This is a genomic window from Thermospira aquatica (assembly GCF_023525255.1).
Classification (GTDB): Bacteria; Spirochaetota; Brevinematia; order Brevinematales; family Thermospiraceae; genus Thermospira; species Thermospira aquatica.
The window spans coordinates 947,637-974,493 of the sequence record NZ_CP073355.1; the positions used below are offsets into that span (position 1 = coordinate 947,637).

General features: G+C 44.1%; 18 protein-coding genes and 1 tRNA gene. 12 read left to right on the top strand and 7 right to left on the bottom strand.

All coding sequences use genetic code 11. From position 1 onward, the window contains the following. Positions 1 to 94 precede the first annotated feature (94 nt). The 7 genes from KDW03_RS04545 (at position 95) to KDW03_RS04575 (ending at position 8,302) form a co-directional block, all read left to right on the top strand. Positions 95 to 829, top strand: coding sequence for a potassium channel family protein (locus tag KDW03_RS04545; RefSeq protein WP_271436208.1), 735 nt, complete (start codon positions 95 to 97; stop codon positions 827 to 829). After that, entirely contained in the window at positions 826 to 1,788 is a 963-nt protein-coding gene (thiL, locus tag KDW03_RS04550) for a thiamine-phosphate kinase (protein ID WP_271436209.1), read from the top strand. The genes KDW03_RS04545 and thiL overlap by 4 nt, the downstream gene beginning before the upstream one ends. Positions 1,789 to 1,799: 11 nt before the next feature. After that, positions 1,800 to 3,041, top strand: coding sequence for an OmpA family protein (locus KDW03_RS04555; RefSeq protein WP_271436210.1), 1,242 nt, complete (start codon positions 1,800 to 1,802; stop codon positions 3,039 to 3,041). A 76-nt stretch (positions 3,042 to 3,117) separates the two neighbouring features. Beyond that, positions 3,118 to 4,257, top strand: a complete 1,140-nt coding sequence (locus KDW03_RS04560; RefSeq protein ID WP_271436211.1) for a coiled-coil domain-containing protein — start codon at positions 3,118 to 3,120, stop codon at positions 4,255 to 4,257. Positions 4,258 to 4,325: 68 nt separating this feature from the next. After that, on the top strand, positions 4,326 to 5,243 hold the full coding sequence (locus KDW03_RS04565) for a carbohydrate kinase family protein (RefSeq protein ID WP_271436212.1): 918 nt from the start codon (positions 4,326 to 4,328) through the stop codon (positions 5,241 to 5,243). 70 nt (positions 5,244 to 5,313) lie between these two features. Then, a complete protein-coding gene (locus tag KDW03_RS04570) occupies positions 5,314 to 6,939 on the top strand; it encodes a vWA domain-containing protein (RefSeq protein WP_271436213.1) in 1,626 nt (541 codons plus the stop codon). A gap of 49 nt (positions 6,940 to 6,988) precedes the next feature. After that, positions 6,989 to 8,302 (top strand): hypothetical protein, encoded by a 1,314-nt coding sequence (locus tag KDW03_RS04575; protein ID WP_271436214.1) that lies wholly within the window; start codon positions 6,989 to 6,991, stop codon positions 8,300 to 8,302. On the opposite strand, the gene dapF is transcribed toward KDW03_RS04575, so the two are convergent. From dapF to accB, 6 genes are all read right to left on the bottom strand, one after another. After that, the gene (gene dapF, locus KDW03_RS04580; RefSeq protein WP_408648356.1) at positions 8,299 to 9,144 is read right to left on the bottom strand and encodes a diaminopimelate epimerase; all 846 of its coding nucleotides are present in this window, start codon (positions 9,142 to 9,144) and stop codon (positions 8,299 to 8,301) included. The two genes, KDW03_RS04575 and dapF, sit on opposite strands and share 4 nt — an antisense overlap. 60 nt (positions 9,145 to 9,204) lie before the next feature. After that, positions 9,205 to 9,657, bottom strand: a complete 453-nt coding sequence (locus KDW03_RS04585) for a GatB/YqeY domain-containing protein (RefSeq protein WP_271436216.1) — start codon at positions 9,655 to 9,657, stop codon at positions 9,205 to 9,207. A 10-nt stretch (positions 9,658 to 9,667) separates the two neighbouring features. Then, positions 9,668 to 9,880, bottom strand: a complete 213-nt coding sequence (gene rpsU / locus KDW03_RS04590) for a 30S ribosomal protein S21 (RefSeq protein WP_271436217.1) — start codon at positions 9,878 to 9,880, stop codon at positions 9,668 to 9,670. A 41-nt stretch (positions 9,881 to 9,921) separates the two neighbouring features. Continuing rightward, positions 9,922 to 10,257: a histidine triad nucleotide-binding protein gene (locus KDW03_RS04595; RefSeq protein ID WP_271436218.1), complete on the bottom strand. Its 336-nt coding sequence runs from the start codon at positions 10,255 to 10,257 to the stop codon at positions 9,922 to 9,924. Between the two features lie 94 nt (positions 10,258 to 10,351). Next, positions 10,352 to 12,964, bottom strand: a complete 2,613-nt coding sequence (mutS, locus tag KDW03_RS04600) for a DNA mismatch repair protein MutS (RefSeq protein ID WP_271436219.1) — start codon at positions 12,962 to 12,964, stop codon at positions 10,352 to 10,354. 44 nt (positions 12,965 to 13,008) lie between these two features. Next, positions 13,009 to 13,533 carry an acetyl-CoA carboxylase biotin carboxyl carrier protein gene (gene accB, locus KDW03_RS04605; RefSeq protein WP_271436220.1) on the bottom strand — a complete coding sequence of 175 codons (525 nt, stop codon included), beginning with the start codon at positions 13,531 to 13,533 and terminating at the stop codon, positions 13,009 to 13,011. Positions 13,534 to 13,644: 111 nt separating this feature from the next. On the opposite strand from accB, the gene KDW03_RS04610 reads away from it, so the two are divergent. The 3 genes from KDW03_RS04610 to KDW03_RS04620 are packed head-to-tail and all read left to right on the top strand — an operon-like array spanning position 13,645 to position 19,417. Next, positions 13,645 to 15,417 (top strand): EAL domain-containing protein, encoded by a 1,773-nt coding sequence (locus KDW03_RS04610; RefSeq protein WP_271436221.1) that lies wholly within the window; start codon positions 13,645 to 13,647, stop codon positions 15,415 to 15,417. Further along, positions 15,365 to 16,588: a M23 family metallopeptidase gene (locus tag KDW03_RS04615; RefSeq protein WP_271436222.1), complete on the top strand. Its 1,224-nt coding sequence runs from the start codon at positions 15,365 to 15,367 to the stop codon at positions 16,586 to 16,588. Before KDW03_RS04610 ends, KDW03_RS04615 begins: the two co-directional genes overlap by 53 nt. A gap of 30 nt (positions 16,589 to 16,618) precedes the next feature. Beyond that, on the top strand, positions 16,619 to 19,417 hold the full coding sequence (locus KDW03_RS04620; RefSeq protein ID WP_271436223.1) for a BamA/TamA family outer membrane protein: 2,799 nt from the start codon (positions 16,619 to 16,621) through the stop codon (positions 19,415 to 19,417). A gap of 117 nt (positions 19,418 to 19,534) precedes the next feature. Here the strand turns inward: KDW03_RS04620 and KDW03_RS04625 are convergent. Then, positions 19,535 to 19,605, bottom strand: a tRNA-Gly gene (locus KDW03_RS04625). Positions 19,606 to 19,825: 220 nt separating this feature from the next. Here KDW03_RS04625 and KDW03_RS04630 point away from each other — a divergent pair. Next, positions 19,826 to 21,052 carry an integrase catalytic domain-containing protein gene (locus tag KDW03_RS04630; protein ID WP_271436473.1) on the top strand — a complete coding sequence of 409 codons (1,227 nt, stop codon included), beginning with the start codon at positions 19,826 to 19,828 and terminating at the stop codon, positions 21,050 to 21,052. Between the two features lie 137 nt (positions 21,053 to 21,189). Continuing rightward, positions 21,190 to 26,850 carry a hypothetical protein gene (locus KDW03_RS04635; protein ID WP_271436224.1) on the top strand — a complete coding sequence of 1,887 codons (5,661 nt, stop codon included), beginning with the start codon at positions 21,190 to 21,192 and terminating at the stop codon, positions 26,848 to 26,850. Positions 26,851 to 26,857 lie beyond the last annotated feature (7 nt).

Sequence of the window (26,857 nt, forward strand, 5' to 3'; positions counted from 1 at the left end):
TTGACTTTCCTTTTTATTTATGTCATAATTAGTTGATTAGGTAAAAGGGTTAACTTAGGTGCGTAGAAGTTAACTACGGAGAAGGGGTTTTCCCATGAGAGACGAAATGATGCGTCAAGATTTTCTTATTATTGGGGTAGGGACTTTTGGAAATCATCTTGCTCAGGCACTCTTGACACAAGGAGTTTCTCTTTTGTTGATAGATGTAAACGAGAAAAATCTTGAACCTTTTAAAGAAAGAGAAAATTGTGCGGTAAGAATATGTGATGCCACACAAGAGGAAGCTTTAAGGCAGGTCATCGAAGATAGTCAAATAGAGTATGCAGTTATATGTATTGGAGAAAATATTACGGCAAGTATTCTTATAGCATTGCTTCTCAAAAACAATAATATTCTCAATATCTATGCTCGAGCTAATACGCCGGAACATGCTGCTATCTTAAGACTTATCGGAGTGACGGAGATTATTCAACCAGAACTTGAAACCGCTCAGAAATGGGCTAGAACCTTGGTGAATCAAGGTGAGCTTGTTGTGTCTTATCAAGAACTTAGCCAGGATTATGTCGTCGTTGAACTTTCAGCCACAAGTCCTCTCATGTATCGAAGCATTGAAGAGCTGGATCTCAGACAAAAGTTTCATCTTAACATTGTTGGTATTCGTCATCGTGAAGAGAGTTTAACTGAGAATTTTACGCCTGTGTTTTCAGATGTTCTCTATATACCACCGGATCCAAAGTATATGTTTCATGAGGGAGATCGTCTTATTGTTGCTGGTAAGATCAATGATATCAACAAGTTCAAAGATTTTCTCCTAGGTAAGGCTTTATGAACCAAAAGGGTTCTCATTCTGTTTACGGAGAGTTCGGCTGGATTCAACGTATTCGGACCTTGTTGGGGGTTCCCCGTCATGGCGGTATTGGTATAGGTGATGATGCTGCAGTTCTCCCGGGTGGGTGGTTATGGACTACTGATGCTCTTGTCGAGGGAGTTCATTTTCTTTCCTCTTGGCCCATGGAGGGTGTGGGGTACAAGTCGCTTGCATGTAATGTAAGCGATATTGTCGCCATGGGAGGCAAGCCTTTGTATGTTCTTCTGACTTCGGGCTTATCAAGTGATTTTGGAGATGAAAAGTATGAGGGCTTCTTAATGGGACTCGACAAAGCTCTCAGAGATTTTGATGTTGCTCTCATGGGGGGAGATACGGTTCGTTCAGAAACGGTGTTTTTTTCGCTTACGGTTATTGGTCAGGCTTTTTCTACACCTGTCTTGCGTTCAGGAGCACGTCCTGGGGATATTATTTATGTGACAGGGGTACTCGGAGAAAGTGCACTTGGTCTGGATATACTTCTGGGAAAAAATGTAGCCCTTTCTCAACCGGAAAAATATGTCAATCGACACTTTTATCCGCCTTCTCGAATAGCTGTGATGAAGAAGCTTCTCGAAAAATACACCATATCAGCAGCCATAGACTGCAGTGATGGTTTTCTTGCGGATATAGACCATATTGCAGAGGAAAGTGGTGTAGGGTATGAGATAGAGCTTTCTCGACTTCCTGGACCCATCGGACTGTCAGGGGGCAAGACTCCTACAGAGTTTCCATGGACATATATTCTTTCGGGAGGTGAGGACTATGAGATCATTTTTACTTCTCCGGAGGTTCTTCCCTCTTCGCTTGCTGATATACCGATAACCTCCATAGGATATATTACACCTTACGAAAAAAAACTTCTCTGGAGAGGAGAGGTTTTTGAGGCCGATCTTCTTCCAAGAGGATATACACATTTTTAAAGGGGCAATGTATGAAAAGATTTTCTCTTTTTCTGTTTCTGGTTGTAGGAGTTTTCGGCTATGCCGATCTCCAGGTGATAACCAACAGTGGAGCCTTTTTTGGGCTGTATGATGACACAGCTTTTGGTTTTACGTATGGACTTCAACCCAACCATACCTTTCTCAAAGCTAACCGGCCTCCAACTTCTCTGGTTCTCATGCTTATTGATGGGAAAATTATTCCTGTTGGTTCTTCGGTGGGTTTTTTCAATCAGAGACCTGTGGTGACCAATGGCCAACTGTATGTTCTCTGGGAAGCTAGAGAACTCCAGTGGAAAATTTTTATTAAGCCACTTTTCAAGCCGGAATTGGGAGATGGGTTTCTCGTTACTTTTGAGGTGACCAATATCGAAAAGAAAAGTAAGAGCCTTGGAATACAGGTGCTTTTTGACGTGGTTTTACCTTTGGCTGATCCTGTAGGGGTTGCCAATCATGTCACGAAAATTACGCAAGAAAGTCTTTTTCAGGGGAAATCCATGATTACTCAGTGTGCCTTTTATAGTCAGCAGACCAATCTTCCGGGATTTACCCTTGTAGCTCAGGAACCCATCTGGCAAAAGCTTGCCATAGCGGAGTGGAAGCAGCTCTATGATTATCTGGGTGATGCCCCCATACGTAAAAAAGCTCTTTTTACACCGATTTCTGCAGCAGGAGTTGCCTTGTTCTATCCCGTTCAAAAAATTGAAGCGTATGGGAAGATGGCTCTTTCCTACTGGATTGGGGTATCTCTTCCCCCTGAAGGTATTGTCAAACAGGCACTTCCCGTTGTTACGAAAAAAGAAGTTGTCGAACAAACAAATCAACCCCGCGTGGAAGAAACTCCTCCCCAGGAAGTGACCAAACAGAAAGAGGAGCCCCCGGCCCCGCTCAATCTTCCCACCCAATGGGAGTTATGCCTTGACCGTTTTGAACTTAACAGGGATCTTCTTACTCCAGAGCATGAACAGAAACTTCGAGAGTGGTTTGAAAGTCTTCCGGAGAGAAACACCCTTGTATTTTCCATTACCGGACATACGGATTCAAAGGGAAGCACACGTTACAATCTCGTATTGGCAAGGAAGAGAGCTGAAGCAGTGGCACGTTGGTTGCAATCTCAGGGAGTTCCTTCTAAGAATCTTGTTATTCTCTCGCGTGGAGAATCTGAGCCGGTTTCAGCGAATGATGATGCGCTTAACCGGCGTGTTGAAATAGTTGCAAAAAGAAAAACACCCTAAAAAAACATAAGATATTGAAATTTTTTTAAAAATGTGTATAATGTAAAGGTGCAAAGAACAGATAAAGGAGGGCCCTATGTTTGGGAAAAACAATGAGCTTGAACAGCTCAGGGCTGAAAATGAGGTGCTCAGAAAAAAGCTCGAAGAATATCAGAAGATTATCGAGATGTATGAGAAGGTTTCTTCTCTTACACGTCAGGAGTTGATGGAAAGAGATCAGCTTCTGGAGGCTCATGAGATAGTAGAAAACCTTTCTCGTAAGGAACAACTGGAGCAGAATAAAACAGTGAGAGCTATGGAGTCTACGGTAGAGCTTGCCAATGAGGAAAAGCGAGAGAGGGATGCTATTATAGATGCCTATCAAAAGGCAGTGGAGCTCTCTACTCAAGAACTTATTGAGGCACGAATGGAGATTCGCGCTCACGAGATAGTGGAAGAATTGGCTCGTCAGGAGCTGATCGAACAGGAAAAGATCAATAAAGCGCATGAGATTGTCGAAAAGATGGCCCGGGATGAGATGGTTAATCTCAAAATGGAAGCAAAAGACAAAGTGGAGTTAACAGATTATATTAAGCTGCTCGATGCTTATGAAAAGATCGGAGAGATTTATCGGAAAGAAAAGCTTGAAGATGATAGGATTCTTCGGGCTTATGAGATTATTGATGAACTAAAAAGGAAACAGATGATAGAACTTTTCAAGATTATCAAAGCTTACGAAATGGTAGAAGAATTTGCCAGACGTGAGAGGCTAGACGCGGATAAGACGATCACAGCTTATGAAAACCTGGAAAATCTCATCCAACAGGAGCTTAAAGATAGAGACAAGATTAATGAGGCGCACGAGGTAGTTGAAGAGCTCTTTCGACAGCAGCTTATTGATGAGGATCAGATGAACCGTGCTCATGAAATAGTGGAAGAGCTAGCACGCAAAGAATTGAGCGAGCGTGATAAGATTATTAGTGCTTTTGAGGTTGTGAATGAACTGAGTCGGAAGGCACTCATTGAGGAGGACAAGCTTATCCAGGCTTATGACGTGGTGAATGACCTCATGCAGAGCGAAATGAAGGAAAAAGATATGATTAATAAGGCGCACGAAATCGTTGAAGAACTCATGAGGCGAGAGATTATTGAGCGTGATAAAATTAATATGGCTCATGAGGCTGTCGAAGCCATGGCGAGAGAAGAGCTTCTCCGAGCAAAAAAAGAAAAAAACTAGAGAAAAATTAAAGGGGAGATCTTTAGTTCGAGGGTGTGATCCGAACTGTTTGACAAGGAGGATGCAAAATGCTCTCAACGGTGGCGATGATTGGGACTGTGGGTATAGATACCAATATATATCTGTATGGTCGAGATGTTGATTTTTCCGTTGAAATGAACTTTTCTCAAAATCGGGATTGTATTGGACAGGCAGGGGGATATGGAGCCAAACTTTTTTCCTCTCTCGGTTTAAAAACAAAATGTATTGCGGCTGTAGGAGACGATCCTCTGGGACAGTGGATCCGTCAGGAATTGGCACAAGATGGTATAGAGTGTCTTTTTCTCTCTGATCCAGAGGGAACACACCGGAGTGTAAATCTGATGTATCCTGATGGGCGGAGAAAAAACTTTTATGACGCACGTGGATCGATGGACATTCGTCCAGATGAAACAACGTGTCGGCTTTTTCTTCAGGGTGTGAGGCTTGCTCATTTTAGTATCGAAAACTGGTGCCGCTATCTCTTACCAGTAGCCCGATCTCTCGGCATGGTTGTTTCAGTAGATATTCAGGATGTTGTAGATCCTTTTGATTCCTACAGACAGGATTTCATTCGTGAAGCAGATGTACTCTTTTTCTCAGCGGTAAATCATGAGAATGTTACTGATCTTTTGTATCATTTTGCTGAAGGGGGGAAGAGAATCGTGATCTGTGGACGTGGAGCAAAAGGATGTGCCATGATAAAAGATAATACCATCATTGAACTGCCAGCCGTGGATTGGTTTGGGCCGCTGATTGATACAAATGGAGCCGGGGATGCGCTGGCTGTGGGTTTTTGTGTGCAATATTTTCTTCAGGGTGATGATGCAGAAACGGCTCTCTGGAAAGCTCAACTGTTAGCCCGTCATGTTTGTACACTCAAAACAACAGCCTCAGGTTTTCTCTCCCGGCAAGAGCTAGAAGCTGCCTTTGCCATGTGGGCCCAACAACACCTGACCTTTTCTTAAATCCAGGGCTTCTGATTGACTTTCTCTTTTTTTTTTCCATACAATAGGATAGGTATAACAGGGAGGATGTATGGTTTTTGCAGCCACACAATGGGCTGGAATAGTTTTTGGTTTTGCCTTGGTGGCGATAGGGTTTTTTATCTTTATTGAATGGCAAAAAGAAAAATGGAGAAAACAAACCTTCTCTTTAGAGCAATCGGAGGTTTTGTTTGGGAGACATTTTCCCTTTCAACGAGTTTTTCGTGCTTTTTTTCTTTTCCTTGCGGTACTTTTTTCGAGTTTTGCACTCCTTGATCCTCGCTGGGGGACGGTGACGAGAAGTGAGGCTATCGAGGGACTGGATGTGGTTATTGTTCTCGATGTGTCTCATAGTATGCTCTGTGAGGATGTTGGGGAAAGTCGACTTGCCCGGGCTCAGAGAATCATCTTTGACATCATGGGAAGAGGAGAGAACTACCGTCTTGGGCTTGTTTTTTTTGCTGCGGATGCGTATCCTGTGATTCCTTTGACCTTTGATTATGAGGTGCTTTCGCTCTGGGTGCAGGAGGCAAATCCCCTGGCTATAGAAAATCAGGGATCAAACCTCAAGGATGCTCTCATGACCGCACTCCAGATGTTTGAGAAGAACACGCTTTCTCATAGGGTGATTGTGGTACTCTCGGATGGAGAGGATATGGAACACGATCCGCTCCAGGTTGTTTCCCAGGTTTCTAAAATGGGGGTAAGCCTTTTTCTTGTAGGAATTGGGACTCCTCAGGGGGGAAATATTCCTATCCGGGATGAGAAGGGCAACTTGCAAGGGACGCTTGAACTCAATGGCAAAGAGATCCATACGAGATTACGAGAAGATATTCTCTCGAAGCTTGCCCAAAAAACGGGAGGAGTTTTTTTGAGTGGCAATCAGGGTGCCGCGGATAAAATCATCGAACACCTCAGGAAAATGAAAAAAAATCCTTATGGCAAGATGAGCTATGAGACCATGGTAGCGCGATATCAGTACTTTCTTTTGCCTGCGGTGCTTTGCTGGCTTCTTGCTCTTTTTTGGCCAACGAGGAAGTTTCTTCTTTTTCTCGTGGTGGGGACGATTTTTTTCTCTTTTTCTCCTTTTTATGCTCATGAAGCCTCCCGTGGGAGCCGCCTTTACAAGGAACAGAAGTTTGAAGAGGCAAGAGAGGCTTTTCAAAAGGCTCTCGTGAAAAATCCGCGATCGCAGAAACTTCGCTATAACCTTGGCAATACTTTTTATAAGCTTGGCGAGTTCCAAAAGTCGGAAAAAGAATTTTCTGCTCTTACGAATGCCTCTGATAGGACCCTCTCTCTACGGAGTCTTTACAACCTCGCGACCACACTTGCCACTGCTGGAGAAAAGGAAAAGGCGGCAAGACTTTATCAAAAAATTCTTTCAACGCTTTCTCAAACACATCCTCTTTATCAGGCTACAGTAAGTAATATTTTATTTCTTCAACAACCAGAGTCTTCCCGGCAGCAAACGCAACAAACACCTTCTCCCTCTGAGTCTTCGCACAATTCTCAAACCAACCAATCATCTCCATCGCAACCGGAGCAAAAAGAGCCCCAACAATTGCCTCAACCACAGGATAGTGAGGCTCTTCTTAATCTTGTTCAGCAGGAGGAGCGAAAAAATCTTCAAAAAATTCCTCTGTCAGGTGGAAGACGAAGCCGCTATCCATGGTAAAATTAAGTTTCTATCCCCTCCTGTCGATAGTTTATGATAAGGAGAGATAATGAAAATATTTGTTGGAATACTTTATATTTTTTACAAGGTTTCCGTAATCTTTCTTCTCTGGTTTGGATGGCAAAAGCTTGCTCTCCGGGTAGAACTTGCCACCTGGTTGGTGTATGGATTTTTTTCTTTTTTTGCCCTTTTGTATTTTTTTATCTCGGTAGTTATCAAGAAATTGTCTCTGTTTTCACGGTGGACGGTATGGTGGTTGGTGGTTTTTGAGTGGCTTGCCGTTTGTATGGTGGGGATGTATCAAACGGTTTTTCGAGAAGCCTCTCTTGTACGTGTGGCATGGTTAGTTGCTTCCCTTGCACCTCTTCATCTTCTTTTTTTTGATATTTTTCGGGTGGTTGTTTCCCGATGGAATATGCAGTATCTTTCAAACCTTCAAAAACCCTCCTGGTTTTTTGAGTATAGCCTTGAATTTCCCTTTGTTTTCTCGTTGATGTTTTTAGGTTGGGAGGGGTTAATACAGCCGTCTCGTATGCTTCTCGTGTGGGTTGCGGGGCTTTTTGGGTGGCTTTTGGTGAGACACTGGTATATTGGATGGTTGTGGCAACGTGGGATGAAGCGTTTTTCGCGCTGGCTTGCCAAACAAAATCCCCTCATGTTTTCCCAGGTCCCTCCTTTTCATGATACGAATATGCTTTCTCCACTTGTTTTTGCATGGAAGCAGTATGCAGCTCGGGTACGAAGCCTTCAAAAAGACATTCTCTGGGCACTTCCTGTGCTCTCGGAGGATCTTCAAAAAAAGATTGTTTCTGATAGCGATTTGAGGTTTGGCAAAGAAAAGCCGGCTACAGTGGCTGCCATTCGTTGGGAAACCAGGAATCTCACAGTTCTCCAGGAGTATGTTTTTCTGGATGTTTTTAGTAAGGTGGTGGGGGAATATGTCTCTCAATACGATGGTTTTCCCTTCTGGGAACACCAAACAGTCTACGTGTTTTTTGGATTTCCTTTTTTCTATGAACAAAAAAATTTGCTTGCTATTGAGTTTTGTCAGAGGTTACTCTCTGAAATTCAACTTATCTCTCAGGAACAAGGGATCTCGATTGAAGCATCTTCATTGGTTCTGGCAGGAACAGCACGAATAGGAGCAGTACCGATTCCCGGGAAGGATTTTTTGATGCTTTTTCCACAGGGAGAAGTTTTTGGGAAGATAGAACAAATTGCAAGGGCATCCGCAGGTTTGAAAATTCCGCTTCTTATTGATAAGCAGGTACTTGAAGGGCTTGAGGCGCGATTTTTTGTCCAGAAGACCTACAAACTCACTCTTGGGAATGAGACGATCGTTCTCTGTCAGGTTGTGGATTAAATCTCCTTTTCACCTTCGAAAACGGTTACGGCATCTCCTGTCATGATCACGTGCCCGGAGTTTTCATCCCAGCGTATGTCAAGTGGACCTCCAAGGAGATGGACACGAACACTTTTGTTGGTGAGACCATTGAGGATACTGGCTACCACACTCGCACAGGCACCAGTTCCACAGGCAAGGGTTTCTCCAGCTCCTCGTTCCCATACTCTCATCCTGAGTTCATCGCGAGAAACGACCTCGATGAATTCCACATTGGTGCGTCGGGGAAAAATCGTTGTGTTGTTTTCTACCAGGGGGCCATACCGATGGACATCTACGTCTTTGACACTGGGGACGTAAGTGATTGCATGGGGGTTTCCCATGGAAACAAGAGTAAATTCAAAGGTTTTGTCTGCTGCCTGTATCATGGTTTTTGAAAATCCTTTGGGATCGGCGGGTACATTGGCAGGGATCTCTTGGGGGGCAAGAATGGGGGCACCCATATCGACGGTGATACGAAAGTTCTCACCCTCTCTTTCCATGGTAATCTCTTTGAGACCTGCCAGAGTTTCGATTATCAGACGATCTTTTTTGACAATGTTTTTCTCATAGACGAAACGGGCGAGCTGGCGGATCCCATTGCCACACATTTCAGATTCGCTTCCATCAGCATTGAACATTCGCATCATTACATTGGCTTTGTCAGAGGCACATGCAAAAATCACGCCATCGCTTCCTACTCCAAAATGTCTATCACTCCATTTTTTGGCAATCTCTGAGCCCTGTTTAAGAGCCTCGGGATAACGGATCCCGTCAATAAGGATATAATCATTCCCAAGAGCATGCATTTTGGTAAACTGAATACGCATAGTGACTCCTTTTTCTCAGAGGATAAAAAAGGCCTGCCGTGCAGGCAAGCCTTGTTAGAGTTCTCCTTTCAGAACAGCCGTGACAATCTCCTTGATCTCTTGCCCTTCAGCTCTTCCAGCCACTCTTGCCATTACTTCTTTCATCATCTTCCCCATGTCAGAAGGAGAGGAAGCTCCAATCGCAGTTTTTGTTTCTTTGACCAGGGCAATGAGTTCCTCCCGACTCATCATCTGGGGGAGAAGCTTTTCTAAAAAGGCTATTTCTGCCTTTGTTTCTTCGGCAAGATCCTCTCGTTTTGCCTGTTCGCACTCAGCAAGCATCTCTTTACGGCTCTTGATGGTTTTCCGCAGGTAGGCAATCACGTCTGCATCCTCCAGGTCTTTTTGCTTATTGATCTTCTCGTATTTGAGATCGGAGATCACAAGATTGAGAACCTTGGAGGCAAACTTGTCACCCGATTTGCGAGCATCAATATACTGACGCTGCAGATCTTCAAACATCCCCATGAACCGCTCCTTAGATGTAGCGACTCATCTGCTGCATCTTGCGCACTTTCTTGGCAATCTTGCGTTCAATGGCGGAAGTCTTTCGCTTTCTGGTTTCAGAGGGCTTTTCGTAAAAGCGGTGTTTTTTCTCTTCGGTAAGAATGCCGTCTTTTTCGACTTCCTTTTTGAAACGCTTGAGGGCTGTTTCAATAGCCTCATTTTCTTTGACTTCAACAATCAGCATCTATCATCACCTCTTTTTTTGGTATTTCGTTAATGTATCGGCTATCCTGGAGGCCACTTGAGGGGACGTTTCCCCAAAAGATGCAAGTGGATGTGAAACACTTCCTGTCCGCCGTCGCGGTTACAGTTCGCAACTACACGATAGCCGGATTCTGCCATTCCCATATCGTTTGCAAGCTTTCTTACCACTTGCCACATCGGGACAACAACGTGGTCTACGTTGTCATTCCAGGTGGGAATGTGCTCCCGGGGGATGATCAGAATATGAACCGGCGCCTGGGGACGGATGTCTTTAAAGGCGACAACGGTCTCATCCTGATAGACAATTTCGGCAGGTATCTCCCCTCGAGCTATTTTGCAGAAGATACAATCTTGCATCTTTTTCTCCAGGAAGGATAGTATATCATAAAAAACATTTTTTTGCAAGTTTTTTTTGAAAAATGCATAAAAATTCTCTCTTCTGTCCGGAAAGCTACCCTAATCTCTGACGCATTCGTACGAGAAAATTAAGGGCTTCAATCGGTGATGTTTGATTGAGGTCGAGCTTTTTAATCTCTCTGGCAAGCCATTCATAATTCGCAGAGATGGCGTCTTCAAAAAGAAAACCTTGTTCTGATGGGTTTTGGGGGGAATTTTTTTTGGGAAAACCTTCATTGATTTCTTGTTGGGTCCGGAAGCCCTCTTTTTCAAGGGTTTTGAGAATCATTTTTGCTCGTTCTATAATCTCCAGGGGAATGCCTGCAAGTTTGGCTACGTGGATACCATAGCTTTTGTCGGCTGGTCCAGCTATAACTTTACGGAGAAAGATGAGGTCATCGTTTTGTTCACGGACAGCAATGGTGTAATTTTTTATGCCGGGTTTTTCTTCGAGCTGGGTGAGTTCATGGTAGTGGGTCGCGAAGAGTGTTCGAGCTTTTTTATCAGGGTGTTCCGCAAGGTATTCGATAACAGCCCAGGCAATAGAGAGACCGTCATAGGTGGAGGTTCCACGCCCGAGTTCGTCCATAATGATGAGGCTTTTTGGTGTGGCATAGGTGAGGATCCTGGCTGCTTCTTGCATTTCTACGAGAAATGTGGAGAGTCCCTGGGAGAGATTATCGGATGCCCCAATACGGGTAAAGATCTTGTCCACTAGTCCTATGTGAGCTTCTCGTGCAGGAACGAAAGACCCCATCTGTGCCATGAGAACAATGAGGGCATTTTGACGGAGGTACGTTGATTTTCCTGCCATATTGGGTCCGGTGATGATAAACAGGTACTCATCTTCTGTCATGAGGGTATCGTTGGGGACAAAGAGGTTTCGACCGAGAGACTGCTCTACTACGGGGTGCCGTCCATCTCTAATGTGGAGTGTTTTTGTTTCTGAGATTTTTGGTCTGGTGTATTGTCTATCGGTAGCTAGAAAGGCGAGGGTGGTAACCACGTCAAGATAGGCCACACTGCTTGCAATTTCGGAGAGGAGGAGATGGTGGGCTGTGATTTCGGCTACCAGATGGGTAAAAAGTTCTTCTTCGAGTTTGGCTATACGATCAGAAGCGGAGGCAACTCTGGCTTCGTATTCTTCGAGTTCAGGGAGAGTATAACGTTCGGCATTGACGAGGCTTTGTTTACGGATATAGTCTTTGGGAACAAGATGTACATTTGGTTTACTGACTTCGATAAAGTATCCAAAGATGTTATTGTACCGTACCTTGAGGGAGGCGATTTTGGTTCTTTCTCGTTCTCGTTCTTGAAGTTTGAGGATGAAATCTTTGCCTTCTCTGAGCAGACGGCGCAGTTCATCGAGTTCGTTACTGTAGCCCTCGCGTATAACCTCCCCTTGAAAGGTTGAGGGGGGATCGTCGGTGAGGGCTTTGCTGATATGGTCACATATATCTGAGAGGGTTTTTTCTGTTTCTTTTTCGGAAAAACCCTCAAGTTTAAGGTAAGGAAGCAGGGAGAGTACCTGGACGAGACTGTCCCGGAGTTGAATGAGATCCCTGGGTATGGCTTTTCCGAGGCCGAGCCTCGTGTGGAGTCTTTCGAGATCTGTTACAGAGCGGAGGGTGTTTCGTATGCGAGTGGTGAGTACGCCGTTTTGATAAAAAAAGTCTACATCATCAAGGCGACGCTCAATAAGCGATTGCTGAGCCAGAGGATAAAGAATCCATCGCTTCAAAAGACGTGCCCCCATCGGTGTCATGGTTTCATTGAGGGTTTCGTAGAGGGTATTTTTGCTTGTTCCATCCCAGAGGTTTGTTGTGAGTTCGAGGTTTCGTATGGTAAAGTCGTCCATCTCTACGTAGAGAGAAGATTCCACTATCTGGAGTCGCTCAATGAAACGGTTGAAGTTATTTTTGAGATGAGGATTGCCAATTTGTGTTTCCTCAAAATATCGGAAGACGGCAGAAAGTCCTTTGATGAAACCTTTTTTTGTGATTCTTTTTTCGAGTTTGGTGAGAAGCTCAGGTGAGAAATATGACGGGTCAAAATACCAGGCAGGAAGAGTTTGGGCCAAAACCCCTGTTTGCTTTATAAAGCTGGACCAGGCGTGCCAGGATTGAAGCTCTTCTCGATAGAGACACTCAAGCGGTTGGTAGCGCATCCATTCATCCTGAAGTGCACGGAGAACATCGGAGGGAGAGCCCTCTATGCGATGTCCAAAGAGATCACCTGTAGAGAGATCGGCCATCCAGAGGAAAAATTCGCTTCCCTCATGGTAGAGGACAGCGAGGTATTGGTTGAGGTTTTCGGGGGGTATTTCGGGGGAGATGACTGTCGCCGGGGTAATGATTTCCACAATATCCCGACGGACAAGTTTTTTTGTCTTGGAGGGATCCTCGAGTTGTTCACAGATAGCGACTTTTTGGTTGTGTTTGATGAGCTTCTGGATATAGTGTTGGGCAGCGTGGAAGGGGAACCCTGCCATGGGCATATCATTGCGGGAGGTGAGGGCAATATTGAGTATCTGGGATGCTTTCTTTGCATCCTCGTAGAACATTTCGTAGAAGTCGCCCACCCGAAAAAGGAGGATCTTATCGGGATGACGGGATTTGATCTCTTTGTATTGGCGCATCATGGGTGTCAAAGAATCGAGATCACTCATTCCTGCCTCCCGTTTTTCTCGTGGGTGGAAAGTTTTCCCCCTTTTTACATCTTCTCCACAATGAAGAGCGGTTCATTCGCCTGGACGGGCGAAGCATCGGCCTTTAAAATCTGGACGATCTTGCCTTTTACTTCAGCTTTGATCTCATTCATTACCTTCATAGCTTCCACGATAGCCACGGTAGTATCGGGAGAAACAATATCCCCTATCTTGACAAAGGGGGCAGAATCAGGGGAAGGTTTCTCATAAAAGGTTCCTACAATGGGGGATTTGATCTTGTAGTACTTTGTTTCGTCGTCATAGGGGGATGTCGTCGATGTAGAGACAGCCTGGGGAGATGTTGGTGTTGGTGCAGGGGAAACGGGTTGGGGAGAAGAAGGGACAACAGCGGGCATAACAGGGATAGTATTTGCCTGTAGAGAGGCAGGTGGTGTTTCCTTTTTGCGGGAAACACGGAAATACACATCCTCCCCTTCGGCAATTTCAAGCTCTTCTATGCTGGTTTCTTGAAAAAGAGATTTTACCTGTTTGAGAAACTGGGCATCAAACCCCATGATTTCCTTCGGCATATGCCACCTCCATTTTTTCTTGAGAAATTATTATACACGATAATAAATTTTTCCTCAAGTTTTCTCGAAAAAATTGCCTTATTTTTCCCTTTTAGTTATAATAAAAAATATATGCGGAGAAAACTGTTATATGATCTCGCTCTGTCAAATTGGAAAACGACGATTGTCTCGTGGATAGCTTTCCTGATGGCGGGTGCAAGTTTTCTTTTTGGTTTAGCTTTTGCTTTTTCGCTTATTCCCCAGGCTTCTCCTATAAATGCTGCTGTTGGAATCATCTCAGGGATTTCCCTTTTTATACTGGGAATGTTTAGTATTTTATTAACAAACAATTACCAGCTTATTGTCTCACGGTTAATGCTTCTGTGGTGGACGGCGTATTTTTTTTGGCATATTTTTCTCTTTCGTGAAGGAATGGAGGGAGCTTTTCTCTTGTTTTTTGCGGCTTTGTCAGGGCTGTTGTTTCTTTTACTTCCTTTTGTAGAGGGGATTTTCTGGCATGTGGGATTTTTTCTCGTTGAGGGTTTGTTACTGTTAAGGAGGGATCATGGGCATTCAACATTCCTGATGATGTATCAAGTGGGTATTGCTGTGTTTTTTGGAATATACGCATGGATCCTTGATGTCTCTCGGCGCCTTCTTGAAAATCGTTTGTACTATGATTCTGTCACTGGTCTTTTCAATAGAAATTATCTTCTCGGTATTCTTCAACAAAAGAAGGGTTTTTGGCTGATGATTATCAATGTAAGTAATTTCAAGGAATTTAACGATCTCTTTGGCTATAAATTAGGGGATAGCATTCTTTCTCAGATAGCGCTTCGTCTTCGCTCTCTTGAGACCAAATATCAGAACATTCTTCTTTGTCATCTCCATAGTGATGAATTTGCGATTGTGGGATTACAAGCATGGGACAGAAACCTTTTGTCAAGTCTCTGTGAAGAGATCTATGTTTTGTTGGGTGAGAAACCGCTTTCTTTGCGGTCGCTTCCCCCTCTTCGATTGCACTTTCATATTGGGGTGAGTGATAGGCGAGATAATCTCCTCGGTACAGCAGATATGGCTTTTCGTTATGCAGTAAGTCAGGGTAAACTCTGTGCTCTCTATGAGGATAAAATGTATGTGGCCAAATCGTATGAACACAATATCCGGGCAACTTTGCTCTTGCAGGATGCATTGGACAACGATAGAATTGTGCCTTTTTTCCAACCGATTGTGAATCTCAAGACCGGTAAAATAGAGAAATATGAGTGTCTTGCGAGGATTGTTGATAGGGGGGGGCGTATCTATGAGCCCAACTTTTTCCTTGCTATTGCGCAACGTAATCAGCTTGCAACAGCAATTACGAGAATCATGGTGAAGAAATGTTTTGATGTTTTTTCTAAGATAGATACTGAATTTTCGCTAAATCTTTCGTATCAAGATCTTATTGATGCCGAAACGCTTGTTTTTATTTATTCGAAACTTTCCAGTGCCCCAGAGGTAGCGACGAGGTGTATTTTTGAAATCGTGGAGGAAACGGCTATTCAGGACTTTCGTGTGGTAGAGGAGTTTATTACCAGGGTGAAAGAGTTTGGGGCCAAGGTGGCACTGGATGACTTTGGGAGTGGGTATTCTAATTTTGAGTATCTGGTGAAGCTCCCCTTTGATTACATCAAGATAGACGGTATCCTGATTGAACGTTTGCCAGACGACGTACGTTATCAGGCTGTGGTAACAAACATTATTAATTTCTCTCGAAAAATAGGAAGTCAAACAGTAGCGGAATTTGTTTCTTCTGAGGCCATTCATGAGGAGATAAAAAAGCATGATTTTAATTACGGACAGGGATACTACTATGGGAAACCAAGTCAGTACCCCATTTCTTCTAAAGACAAGTATTTTTCTTAGTCTTTTGTTTGCTTCTTGTTATGGGCTTTACTGGAATGGAGCTTCTCCGCTGGTTCTTCCTTTTGTGGGGGCAGGTGTTTCAAGAGTATTTTTTGAGGTTCCTCTGGAGACGAATATATCGCTTTCGTTTACGTATACAAGCAATCTTTTTATCATCCAACCGATGAATCCTTTTCCATCGTTTGAGTTAAAGGATGGGATTCTGGTGATTGTCTACCCCTGGAAGACCGTTATGTACAAAATGAGAATCTCTACCCTTCCACCATCTGTTGAGATTCTCCATACTCCATCCCTTGGTCGGGGAAAAAGCGGGTTAGTTATTTATAGAGTGGGATCCAGTATTCCGTGTCAGACATGGATAGAGGATAATCTTGGGTGCCGTTACTATCCCTATGAAGAAAAAAAGGTGTGGGTATCTCTTGTCGGATGGCCCCTCACAACAACGAGGTATCAGCTGAAGATTGTGGTGGAGGATGCGGCTCAAAACAGTGTTGAGAAACTTGTTTCCTACTCTCCTCTTAAAACAACTTACCGTGTGCGTACTATCCCTCTGGCAAGAGAGTTTGCTAAAGAACAGGGGACGGAGGTGAACCTCACGAACCTCACAGGGGATCCTCTTAAAGATTACAATACCCTGATGGCTGCTTTTGCAAAGCAGACAAAGGTAAGTGTGTTTGAACTTACTTACCGGCGCTCTGGTAGAGGGGGTCAGATGTTTACCAATCTTCCTTTTCTTCCTTTACAGGAGTTCGCTTTTTCTAGTCTTTTTGGGGACGAACGACGGTTTGTTCTTGAGGGGAAAGTCATGCGTTCTTCGTATCATTACGGGATAGATATGGTTGCCCCATCCAATACTCCTGTAGTTACCCCCTGGGGGGGAGAGGTGAAATTTGCTGATTATAACGGTGCAAGTGGGAATACGGTGATTATTGATCATGGGCTGGGGATGTACTCTGTGTATATGCATCTTGAGAGAATCGATGTCAGAACAAAGATGATGGTTCGTGCAGGGCAGCAGATAGGTATCATCGGTAAAACAGGATACTCTACAGGGATTCATCTTCACCTGGGGATTTCCATTCAGGGAAGGTATGTGGATCCCACGGATTGGACCAATCAAGAGTGGTTGGAAAATCATATTCTTGAGCCGCTTCGTCGTTATGGGAAATAAAAGGAGAAAATTTTTCCTGGGGAGAAAACTATGTTTTTTCGATCATGTGTTTTTATTCTGTTTTTCCCATTGGTTTTGTATGGTTTTTGGAAAAATAAGGTACAGTACTTTTCTTATGACTGGGTTGCGGTAGAATCTTCTCACTTCGAGGTTCTTGTTACCAGGGGGCAGACCAATCTTCTTTCTGAAGCGATTGAGCTTCTTGAGACTGCCTATAGTCACCATCAGCGACTCTTCAATTATACGGTCAAGAAAAAAATTCAGGTTATTCTTTACCCCAATCAGATAGACTTTCTTAAAAATAACATCCTTCCCTGGACAGAACGGGGAACTGAAGGGTTTACAGAACTCTCGCGTGGGCGGGTGGCTATCTACTTTACTCCCCGGCGATCTGAGATGAAGCATTTTGTGTATCATGAGCTCGCCCATGTTTTTCAACTTTTCCTCTGGTCTGAGAAGCGCTTGGTTGGTATGCAGTTTCTTGATATTCCTTTGTGGGTAGTGGAAGGAGGGGCAGAGTGGGCCTCTGCAGGCCTTACCAGAGAGGGGGATCGGTATGTGGCAAACCTGCTCTATCGGGGGAAAATTCCCAGTCTTTTTGATCTCTCTGACCTTAGGCTTGAGCCGTATCAGTATTATCTCGTGTACAAGATGGGAGCATTGTTTTATACCTTTGCGGAAGAAAAATGGGGAAAAGGTTTTTTTGCTCGTTTGATGCATTTGATTGCTGAAAAAGGAAGCTGGGGAAAGATTTTACGAGAGGATCTTGGTATTCAGCAGGAAACCCTTGATCGGGAGTTTCGAGAGTTTTTGAGTAGAAGGTATTTTCTTCGTTATCCTCAAAATGCGGTTTTTGAAAAGCTTCACGAAAAAGAAAACTTTGAAGCTCATATGCTCTGGATAACGAGTAACGAGTTTCTCACCATGGGGGTAGATCGATATTACCCGGCGTACGTTCTCTACAATACCAATACCCAGCGTCGAAAGGTTCTTGATAGGATTGGCATCAGTGAAGAAAACCTTTACTTTCAGTACCAGCGCAATCATCTCTCGAAAAGTACCAATAGTTTGGTATGCTGGCTGGTAGAGGGAGGGGATAGGTATCGACTGGTTCTCTATGATACGAAAACCCGTAAGAAAACTTTTTATGTACCATCGTACCGCGTGATAAGTAGTCCTGAAATTTCACCTTCGGGAGAAGAGATTGTCTTTGTTGCTTTTGAGGGCATGCATCATATCCTGGCTATATATCATATCCCTACTCGAAAAACCCATGTTTTGTTTTCTACCCCGTTTGTGATCGAAAACCCGCGGTGGTTTGATCGTGATAGGATTCTTTTCTCTGCCAATTTTCATGATACTCCGGAGGGTGAAAACCTTGATCTATACCTTTACGATAGAGAGCAAAATCGTCTTGTGTGGCGAATGGATAGTGGCGAAAGCGATGAGATGCCTTATGTGTTTGAGAAAAAGGGAGAGAAGAAAATTCTTTTCATCAAACAGGGCTTTTTCCCTTCGTTGTGTGTGTATGATCCCCAAACAGAACTATACACGGAGATTTCGACAGCTCCCGGTGAGATAAGTTTTCCTGTTCAGCAAGGGGAAGATATCTATTTTACCCTTTATGATGGTGGGACAATGGCAATCTATCGTACGTACTATCAGGAAAAAGAACAAAAGCCTGCTTCTTACCAGGAATTACCATCATTTTCTGAGAAAAGTATCTCTGAATGGCAAGGATTGCTTTCTGTAAAACCTTATATATGGCGCATCCAACCGGATTCTTTTTTCTTTATTTTTAGTGCCAATTCCTATGGAGATGTGGGACTTGCTGGTATTTTTAGTGGGAGTGATATTTTGGGCGATCATCAGGTGTATGCCCTCGTAGATTCGATCTTTGTGGGGGCTGACCCCGGACTTGCGGGCTGGAATATGGAGCTGGGTTATGCTTTTCTCAAGTATCGTCACCAATTTGGTTTTCGTTTTCTTCACTATAATAATCTGTTTTACGAGTGGATTCAGTTTCCGGATTTCTACCAGGTGGGCCAGTCTTATTTTGATAAATGGCAGGTGGATGGCTTGTATTCCTATCCTTTGAATACCTTTCAGCGATTTGATGTTACGGTAAGCTACCGATCTCTTACCTACCTGACCGGGGCGACGCAGTATGAGGATCATATCGAGTTTCGATTTATCAATGCGCAGGAGCTTTTGGGAAGCGGGAGGTATGTTTTTGATAATACCCTTGGCTCTAGTATTGGGCCACTCGATGGTCTTCGTGCCACCCTTGCATTGGAACAGATTCTTCCTCTTAATGGGCTTGGAGGATTGGCAACGCGCCTGATTGGAGATCTTCGATGGTATTTTATGATTGTGCCAGGATATGGGTTTGCCACAAGAGTTGTCGCAGGAAAGATCGTGAACTATGATCCTTTGCGTTTACCTCAGCAATTCTGGGTAGGGGGGTTTCAGTCTATTCGTGGCTATCCTTATGGAAAGTTTAGTGGTGATACGATGCTGGTTATAAATACAGAGTTTCGTTTTCCTTTGATTCGTTACTGGCAACTGGGCTTTCCTCCTATTGTGTTGCCCACTATTTGGAGTGTGGGTTTTCTTGACATGGGGGCGGTAACGAAGGCAGAAGATATCCATCGTTTTCAGCTTTTTGATGATGAGGGGTATCTTAAAGACGGTTTGATGAGTGCTGGATTTGGTTTCAGGCTTGTTTTTGGTGAAGATATCAAGTTGATGTGGAATTTTGCTTACCCTTATGATGGGAGGCGTTTTAAAGAGGTTGTCCAGGAGATTGTGATTGCAAGGGACTTTTAAAAAAAAGAGTGGGGCCATCCCGGGGGAAGGATGACCCCAAAGTTCAGGAGGTTATTTTAGAGGGAATGTGTGGGGTGTGTATAATAGGAGGGTAACATCTTATTGAAAAAAAGAGAAAGCGGCCAGCGGGAATCGAACCCGCGCCATTAGCTTGGAAGGCTAAGGTACTACCACTGTACGATGGCCGCGACTATGGATATATAGTATAGCATATTTTAAAAGTTTTGTCAAGTCATCGAATTGCTTCATAATAAAAGTACTCGAAAAGGGAACGTTGCTTCAAAATAAAAAAGTACTTTAAATTTGTGTAAAATAATCCAGTTCATGGCTCGACAAGCTCGCCAACCGTGGCTCGACAAGCTCGCCAACCGTGGCTCGACAAGCTCGCCAACCGGAATTGGGGTGGCGATGTTTGAAAGGAGACCTATTTACAGGGAAACGGCAAAACAATATCAAAAAGCCAGCAAAAAGGAAAAAATGGAGATACTGGATTACTTTGTGAGGATAACAGGTTTAAAAAACCGAAACTATGCCGCCAGGCTCTTGAGGCAGCACGGAAAAACCATCTATGTAGGCAAGAAAAATTACCTTAAAGCCGACATAGCCAAGAAGGGCAAAAGACCTGGCAGAAAGAAAAAATTCGGCGAAGAGGAACTAAAACTTCTAAAAAAGGTCTGGGAAATTGAAAACTACATGTGTGGCAAACGCTTAAAGCCGATTCTCAATGAAGTTTTAGATAATCTCTTAGCAAACGGACATCTCCACGGTTCTCCACAGGCTATAGAAAACTTGCGCCATATAAGTGCCTCAAGTATTGACCGACTTTTGAAGCATGAGCGTAAAAAGCTTGAGATAAAAGGACGAAAAGGTACAAAGCCTGGAACGCTATTAAAGCAACAAATAGCTATACGCACGTGGGCAGAGTGGGATGAAAATTGCCCTGGGTTCATGGAGATTGATCTGGTAGCCCATGAGGGAGGAAATAGCCGGGGAGATTTTGCTCAAACATTAAATATGGTGGATGTTTGGAGCGGTTGGACAGAGCTTGTGGCAATCAAAAACAAGGCTTCAAAATGGGTAAGAGAAGCCATAGAAAAAGTCAAAGGAAGACTTCCTTTTGATTTACGGGGAATTGATTCTGATACCGGTGCTGAATTTATTAATCATCCTCTGCGTGATTGGTGTGAGAAGCACCAGATAAAATTTACAAGGGGGAGAAGCTCCCGTTCCAATGATAACTGCTACGTTGAGCAGAAAAACTATTCCATAGTCCGCCAGAATGTTGGATACTTCCGCTACGATACCGAGGAAGAAGTCTACTACTTGAACCGACTCTATGCGTATCTCAGGCTTTATGCCAACTTTTTTCAACCGGTTATGAAAATGACAGAGAAAAAGAGAATCGGAAGCAAGGTGCAAAAGAAGCATGATGATATTAAAACTCCCTACCAACGGCTTTTAGAAAGCTCTTATGTAAGTGAGGCACAAAAGGAACGCCTAACAAGGCTTTATAAGGCTCTCGATTTGTTTCACCTAAGACAAAAAATTACGGCTTGCCAGAGAAAACTTTTCAGCCTTCAAAAGAAAAAGAATGTAAAAAACAAAAATTTGGAGGAAACTGTATGGAATTTTTGAGTACTTTTTTTTATGAGGCAATGATTCGAATTTCGAGTACTTTTTTATTTGACGCAACGGGATTTTTTCGTTTGGTAGGACGGGAAGGGATGGTATTTTTTGTTTTTTTTCTTTATACTATATTTGAAGAGGAGTAGATGCGCAAAGCGGCAGTCTTTTTTTTGTTTTTTTGGATGGGAGTGGTGCTCTGGGGGCAGGAAAGACCATCCGATGGATCTTTGAGTAATGATTTTGCAGGGGAGATAGTTCTTTGGCCGGAACTTCCCCGGCAGCGTTTTCGTTTTGTTCTGACAAACACTACCGTGATTTCTAATGTTGAGGTTATTGCAGGTGTAACGAACTGGAAGGTTTCCCAGGTGGAGACGGTCTATGAATTTTATGATGCTTTTGATGATGTGCTTTCTGTTGATCCTGCAGCACGGTTTGCTTCCGAATTGGCAGAGCTGATATGGCCAGCTGATTGGTACCATTTTCCTGTAGAAATAGCCTATCTTCGATGGCAGAAAAGGAGCTTGCGAAAAGCCTCGGTAGAACTCCTCTCGACGAATGAATTGGTTTCCTTTTCTCAGGATATCCTGAAGGATATACAGCAGACAAAACGACAGAAAGAACGTTTTGCCCTCACGGGAGAAGCAAAACCCCTGGCCATTCGTGTGGATGAGTGGGAGAGTGAGTTTGTTTTGAGTGGATGGTTTACCTTTCGGACGGGATTTGGTTGGGTGTGGAAGGATCCTGCTTTTCTTCAGCCGGTGGGGAATTTTTCACCTGGTCTTGAGATGGCCCAAAATCTTCGTTTTAACCTTCTGGGGAAGATTGGGCAGAGGGTCAATGTTTCGGTCAGTCATCAGTCTGACAATCCTGAAAATACCTATTTTCTTCAATATAAGGCTCTGGAAAGTGACAGGGGGGCTGTGAGAGAGGTTTTGCTTGGGAATGTCGATATGCAGATCCCTCAAAAGGGTGCGCTTATTAGTACTGAGGGTATTCCTAAACAGGGGATAGGGGTACTGGGGCGTTTCCAGATGGGGAATCTTTCTTATCAGAGCCTTCTTCATATCTCTGGTACGCAAAAAGGCTACAAAAGATTTATTGGGTCTAAGCAACAAAAAACGATTGTTCTCCGGGATATTCACTATCTGAAACGGATGTATTTTCTTCTTCCTGATGGATCCATCGACCAGGGAAGTATAGAAGTTCTTCTACAAACCAATGTATTGATAGACCGTAGTATTGATGGACTGTACTATAAGCGTCTCGTGTTTATGCAGGATTACACCCTTAATTTTACGACGGGTGAATTGATACTTAAAACATCTGTTGCACGGGATAAGCGTCTTGTGGTACGTTATACGCATGGGGGACTTCCTTTCTCGTCTCCTGGTGATCCAGACTGGGAGGGAACCGACGATAATACGGGCGAGGCTTTTCTGTACCTCTGGCGCGAGGACAAAGCGATTTCTCCGTATATGCACTACGGGGTTTATAATCTCGGCTCGAAAAACTTTGACCCCGGGCAGGGGTTTGATCTGCGTGTGGTCTATACGGTGAATACAGCTATCGATGCACCGTTTCAGTTTTCTTTCTCGGATTACAAGGTGTTTCCCTCTTTGGGGGTTTTATGGTTTTATAATCGTTTTCCTGTTCCCGGTTCTTCTAATCTGTACACGAATTATACCGATCCAGGTGATTCCGATTCTCTTTATAGCCTTGTCTGTACCTATTACGAACCGACCCAGAGTTTTCAGCTTGATTACAATGTTATTCCGGGGAGTGAGAGTGTTTTCATTAACGGAAGAAAACTCTCAAGCTGGGAGTATATTCTGGTAAGTGCCACAGGGGAATTGATACTGAATCAGATGGGTGCTCTCCAGGAAAACGATGTTATTGAGGTTTATTATGAATACAAGCCCTTCTATGGAAGCGGTGTGCAGCGATTTACCTGGGCAAATCGATGGGATTATCCTGTTTCCCCGGTGTGGAATATAGGTGGGACGGTTATTGCAACTATTGCCCAGCGGGGAGAGGAAGGCGCGAAGCTTCCCCAATCTCCGGATGGGGTTCTTCTTGCCAGTGTGGACAATACGATTGATCTGGGAAGCTTTTTTGGTTGGGGGGCACAGAATCGCTGGACGCTTCAACTGGAAACAGCGGTTTCTTTGTATGATCCTAATACCAGTGGAGTGGCGATTGTCGAGGATTTTGAGGGTGGAGGGGGGAGTTTTCAGCTCTCAAAAAGTGAGTATCGATGGGTGTTAGCGGCCCCTCTGACGAATATTGTTGGAATCTCCCTCTCTAACCGTGCCAGACTCCTTTACCGTGATTATCGGGAGTACAAGGGAGACGGTACGAGTACCCTGATACCGTATTATCAGACACCTTTTGCTGTCTATGCTTATAGCGACAAACCCGGACTCTATATGGCTTTAGGTGGGCATCTTCCTGCCGCCGACTATCCTAATGTTGTGCAAAATGTTCTTGTTTGGGATTATGACTTTTCGTCTGGGGAATGGGGCGGGGCTGTTTATTCCTTTGTGGGGGGACAAAGTATCAATATGAGTCGGTATGATGAAATTGTCTTCTGGGCAAAGATAGAAACAGATGATGATGGAGATGGGGTTTTTAGTGAAAATATTTCCCATGAAGTGGAGTTTTTTCTTGCTGTGGGGAATCTTCCTGAGGATAGTGATGGGGATGGTATCCTTGATGCTGAAAAGAGTTCTCAGGATTTGGGGTATATTTTCAATGATCCTACCAACGGCAGTGTGCTTACGAGAGTGGGGATTGGACGATTTGGCAAAGGGGATGGGATTATCCAGTTAGAGGATCTCAATGCCAATGGGGTGCTGGATACCGATGGGAACTGGGTGGTTGTTCCAGCTGCAGGGGTGAGTTCTCCTACCAATCTTATTCTTCATGGTAGTGGGTGGAAGGAATACCGCATTCGTATTGATCAACTCTCCTCACAACAACTGCAAGCGCTTCAGCAAGCCACGGCTGCAGCTGTGTATATCAAGAAAAAAAATGGTCTGAAAGGACGTGTTCTTATCGATGGTATCACCTTTCAGACGACAAAATGGCAGCGGCTTTCGCTTGATGGGGAAAATATTTCTCCTCTTCCTCAGTGGAGAACGGCTCTTCTGACGACGTTTACCAGTGCTCAGTACCAGAAGTATCGTTTCTACGACCCCTGGTCAGATGAGTCTGATGCTCGGGAACGCTATACGACTTTTGAAAAACTTCACAAGATGCGTAGTAAGACAGAAGCTCTTCAGTATGAGGAAAAAGCCCTGGGTCTCTTTTATGCTTTGAGTAACACGGGTTACAATCCTTCTACAGGAGAGGGTGGGACCAATGGTTTTGTCTGGCAGTATTTCAATAGTGGTCTTTCTATTGGGAAATACGAACAACTCGCCTTTTATCTTTTTGTACTTTCTACAGGAGAGGATGGTACCCCAATAAAATATGGAGGGGACAGCTGGGATAACGAAACGTTTGTTTTTGTGATGGGTTCTTCTACGAATGACATCTATACGTGGAGTATACCGTTGAAGGATCTGCCAAAAGAGAGGTGGCAGAAAGTTGAAATTCTTCTCGATACTTTTGAAATGAGGCTTAACGACACCCTTTACAAACCTACCAGGAGAGGGAATCCTTATCTTCATGAGGTGAAGGCTGTTGGTTTTGGGATCGCGGTGAATGGGGGTGAACCGGTTAACCGTGGGAACATCTGGATCAATGAAATCCATGTGACAGATGATAAAAGTGAGGTTGGTTGGGCAACACTCGCCAGCACCACTCTTGATTGGCGTAAACCCCTCTGGATATGGAATGGGTATGAGATTATGGGTCCGCTCTTGTTTAACGGACGGACGGAATGGCGTTCGGATGTTTTTCGTTCTTCTCTCGCTGTCACCAATACCACAAGAAATGCTGAGACACTTCTCGTAAGTGGTGATGCCCAGTCATCTCTTCTTCGTTCTGTTGATTACCGTATCTATGGATCCTGGCTTACGCAAAGCACAAAAACCAATGAAAATGAACTCCCCCTTGAATATCAGTTCTTTTTGAGAAAGAATACAGGCGGGTTTACCACCAAGTACAAGAGTTCTGCATGGATCCCTGAGGTGTTTCATGCGTATGGTGAAACCACCGAAAAGCGTTTGTTTTATGCCTCTTCTTTGGGACAGCTTACCACTCTCCAGTCTGCTTCAGGAAAATGGGCACTGAAGGAGCAACTTCCCTGGACAAGAAATATCTCTCACGTTTTTGAGGCTTCTTATGAATACGGGGCTACCCTTGATATAGGGACCTATGTTGACACCCCGGATGTTCGTCTCTCGAACCGTGCTCACACCCTTTCCCATCAAAAATCTTTGAAGCTTTCTCTTATCCAGACAACAGGTCAACTCGCCTTTTCGGCCGGTTATGGCAAGGCTCAGCAAAAATACCGAAGCTATAATCTTGTGGGCGATCTGGATTATGAGGGGTCTATTTTTGCCAGAGAGGGAAGTATTGGAGAGCGTTATGTATTGATTCAGCAAGGGCTTATGGAAGGTTTTGATTGGCCGGATCCCTTCTGGCAAAAGGATGAGGAAAACTTTTCGTGGGGAATGCAACTCGATAGGCCATGGCCGTGGCTCTATCTTGAGAATAAATCCTGGTGGGGAAGGGTAAGAGGCAGCTTTTCCTATAACGATCAAAGATATCTGCTCTTTTTTCAAACGGCACACGGGCTTACGAATCAGTGGTCTTTAAACCTTTACCCTCGATGGGTGTGGTTGGATACCCTCGGGGTATCATTGACAAGACAGGCCAGGCTCTGGTATCAGTCTAACCAGGATCCTCTTCGCTATCAGGATGTCTGGGAAACAACGGGCAGGGTTTTTTATGTTCCTCCCTGGGAATATCAGACCTTTGCTCTGGTTTCTGCCAGGTCAAATGCACTGACTGCCGTATCTCTGTACACGAATCTTTCCGGGAGTCAATATAGCTTTGATGAAAGCTGGCGATGGGAATGGATACTTCCGCGCTATGACAACGTATGGGATCTTGTGTTTCCGAAACGTTACCGGTATGATACCATACTTGCTACCTCACGAATGGATCTCGGATACAGTCAGACGTTTTCTCATACCTTTGCCACACTCTCTGAATTTGGCTGGGGAAGATTTTTGACGAACCATCGTTGGTATCAGATAAATCCTCTCCAGCTTGATTTGTCGCTTTCCTGGACAGAAAACTACCTGACTCGTTTAGGGAGTCGAGCAGTGGGAGGGAGTTTGCGACAGACGATCTTTTTCCTTAAGGATGTGAGTCTTTCTTCTTCGTACACCTATAGGCAAACTGAAGAAATACGTATCACCAATTTTTATGGTTTTGAAACAAACTATGGGTTTCCCAAAAAAGACAGTGCGCTTGCTCTCAAGGATACACGCACCCATAGTGTCGATCTTCAGCTTTCGTGGTATCTTCTTAACTTGAGAGAAGTTAATCTCTTTGGTTGGAGGATAAACCTTCGTGGATCTACCCTTCAGAATACCGAGACCCTCCGTTTTAGCTGGAATAACACCACTTATGACAAACCTCTTTTCGTCTCTTTTATAGAGCCCATCTATGAGATAACCTATGATCATGTTTCACGCTATCAGCTTACGGATTATGTGACGGCAAATTTGATTCTGAGGTTTATCAACCATCAATACCGGGAGGTCGTGGTAATAGGGGGACAGAGAGTAGATAAGCCATTTCAGATGGGATGGGGAGGGTATGTTGCTTTTGATATTGGTATCAAGTTCTAAAAGAAAA

What these genes read in the sequence shown, in the direction of transcription:
- KDW03_RS04545 (WP_271436208.1), top strand. Translation starts at nt 95, where the DNA reads ATGAGAGACGAAATGATGCGTCAAGATTTTCTTATTATTGGGGTAGGG.
- thiL (WP_271436209.1), top strand. Translation starts at nt 826, where the DNA reads ATGAACCAAAAGGGTTCTCATTCTGTTTACGGAGAGTTCGGCTGGATT.
- KDW03_RS04555 (WP_271436210.1), top strand. Translation starts at nt 1,800, where the DNA reads ATGAAAAGATTTTCTCTTTTTCTGTTTCTGGTTGTAGGAGTTTTCGGC.
- KDW03_RS04560 (WP_271436211.1), top strand. Translation starts at nt 3,118, where the DNA reads ATGTTTGGGAAAAACAATGAGCTTGAACAGCTCAGGGCTGAAAATGAG.
- KDW03_RS04565 (WP_271436212.1), top strand. Translation starts at nt 4,326, where the DNA reads ATGCTCTCAACGGTGGCGATGATTGGGACTGTGGGTATAGATACCAAT.
- KDW03_RS04570 (WP_271436213.1), top strand. Translation starts at nt 5,314, where the DNA reads ATGGTTTTTGCAGCCACACAATGGGCTGGAATAGTTTTTGGTTTTGCC.
- KDW03_RS04575 (WP_271436214.1), top strand. Translation starts at nt 6,989, where the DNA reads ATGAAAATATTTGTTGGAATACTTTATATTTTTTACAAGGTTTCCGTA.
- KDW03_RS04585 (WP_271436216.1), bottom strand. Translation starts at nt 9,657, where the DNA reads ATGGGGATGTTTGAAGATCTGCAGCGTCAGTATATTGATGCTCGCAAA.
- rpsU (WP_271436217.1), bottom strand. Translation starts at nt 9,880, where the DNA reads ATGCTGATTGTTGAAGTCAAAGAAAATGAGGCTATTGAAACAGCCCTC.
- KDW03_RS04595 (WP_271436218.1), bottom strand. Translation starts at nt 10,257, where the DNA reads ATGCAAGATTGTATCTTCTGCAAAATAGCTCGAGGGGAGATACCTGCC.
- mutS (WP_271436219.1), bottom strand. Translation starts at nt 12,964, where the DNA reads ATGAGTGATCTCGATTCTTTGACACCCATGATGCGCCAATACAAAGAG.
- accB (WP_271436220.1), bottom strand. Translation starts at nt 13,533, where the DNA reads ATGCCGAAGGAAATCATGGGGTTTGATGCCCAGTTTCTCAAACAGGTA.
- KDW03_RS04610 (WP_271436221.1), top strand. Translation starts at nt 13,645, where the DNA reads ATGCGGAGAAAACTGTTATATGATCTCGCTCTGTCAAATTGGAAAACG.
- KDW03_RS04615 (WP_271436222.1), top strand. Translation starts at nt 15,365, where the DNA reads ATGGGAAACCAAGTCAGTACCCCATTTCTTCTAAAGACAAGTATTTTT.
- KDW03_RS04620 (WP_271436223.1), top strand. Translation starts at nt 16,619, where the DNA reads ATGTTTTTTCGATCATGTGTTTTTATTCTGTTTTTCCCATTGGTTTTG.
- KDW03_RS04630 (WP_271436473.1), top strand. Translation starts at nt 19,826, where the DNA reads ATGTTTGAAAGGAGACCTATTTACAGGGAAACGGCAAAACAATATCAA.
- KDW03_RS04635 (WP_271436224.1), top strand. Translation starts at nt 21,190, where the DNA reads ATGCGCAAAGCGGCAGTCTTTTTTTTGTTTTTTTGGATGGGAGTGGTG.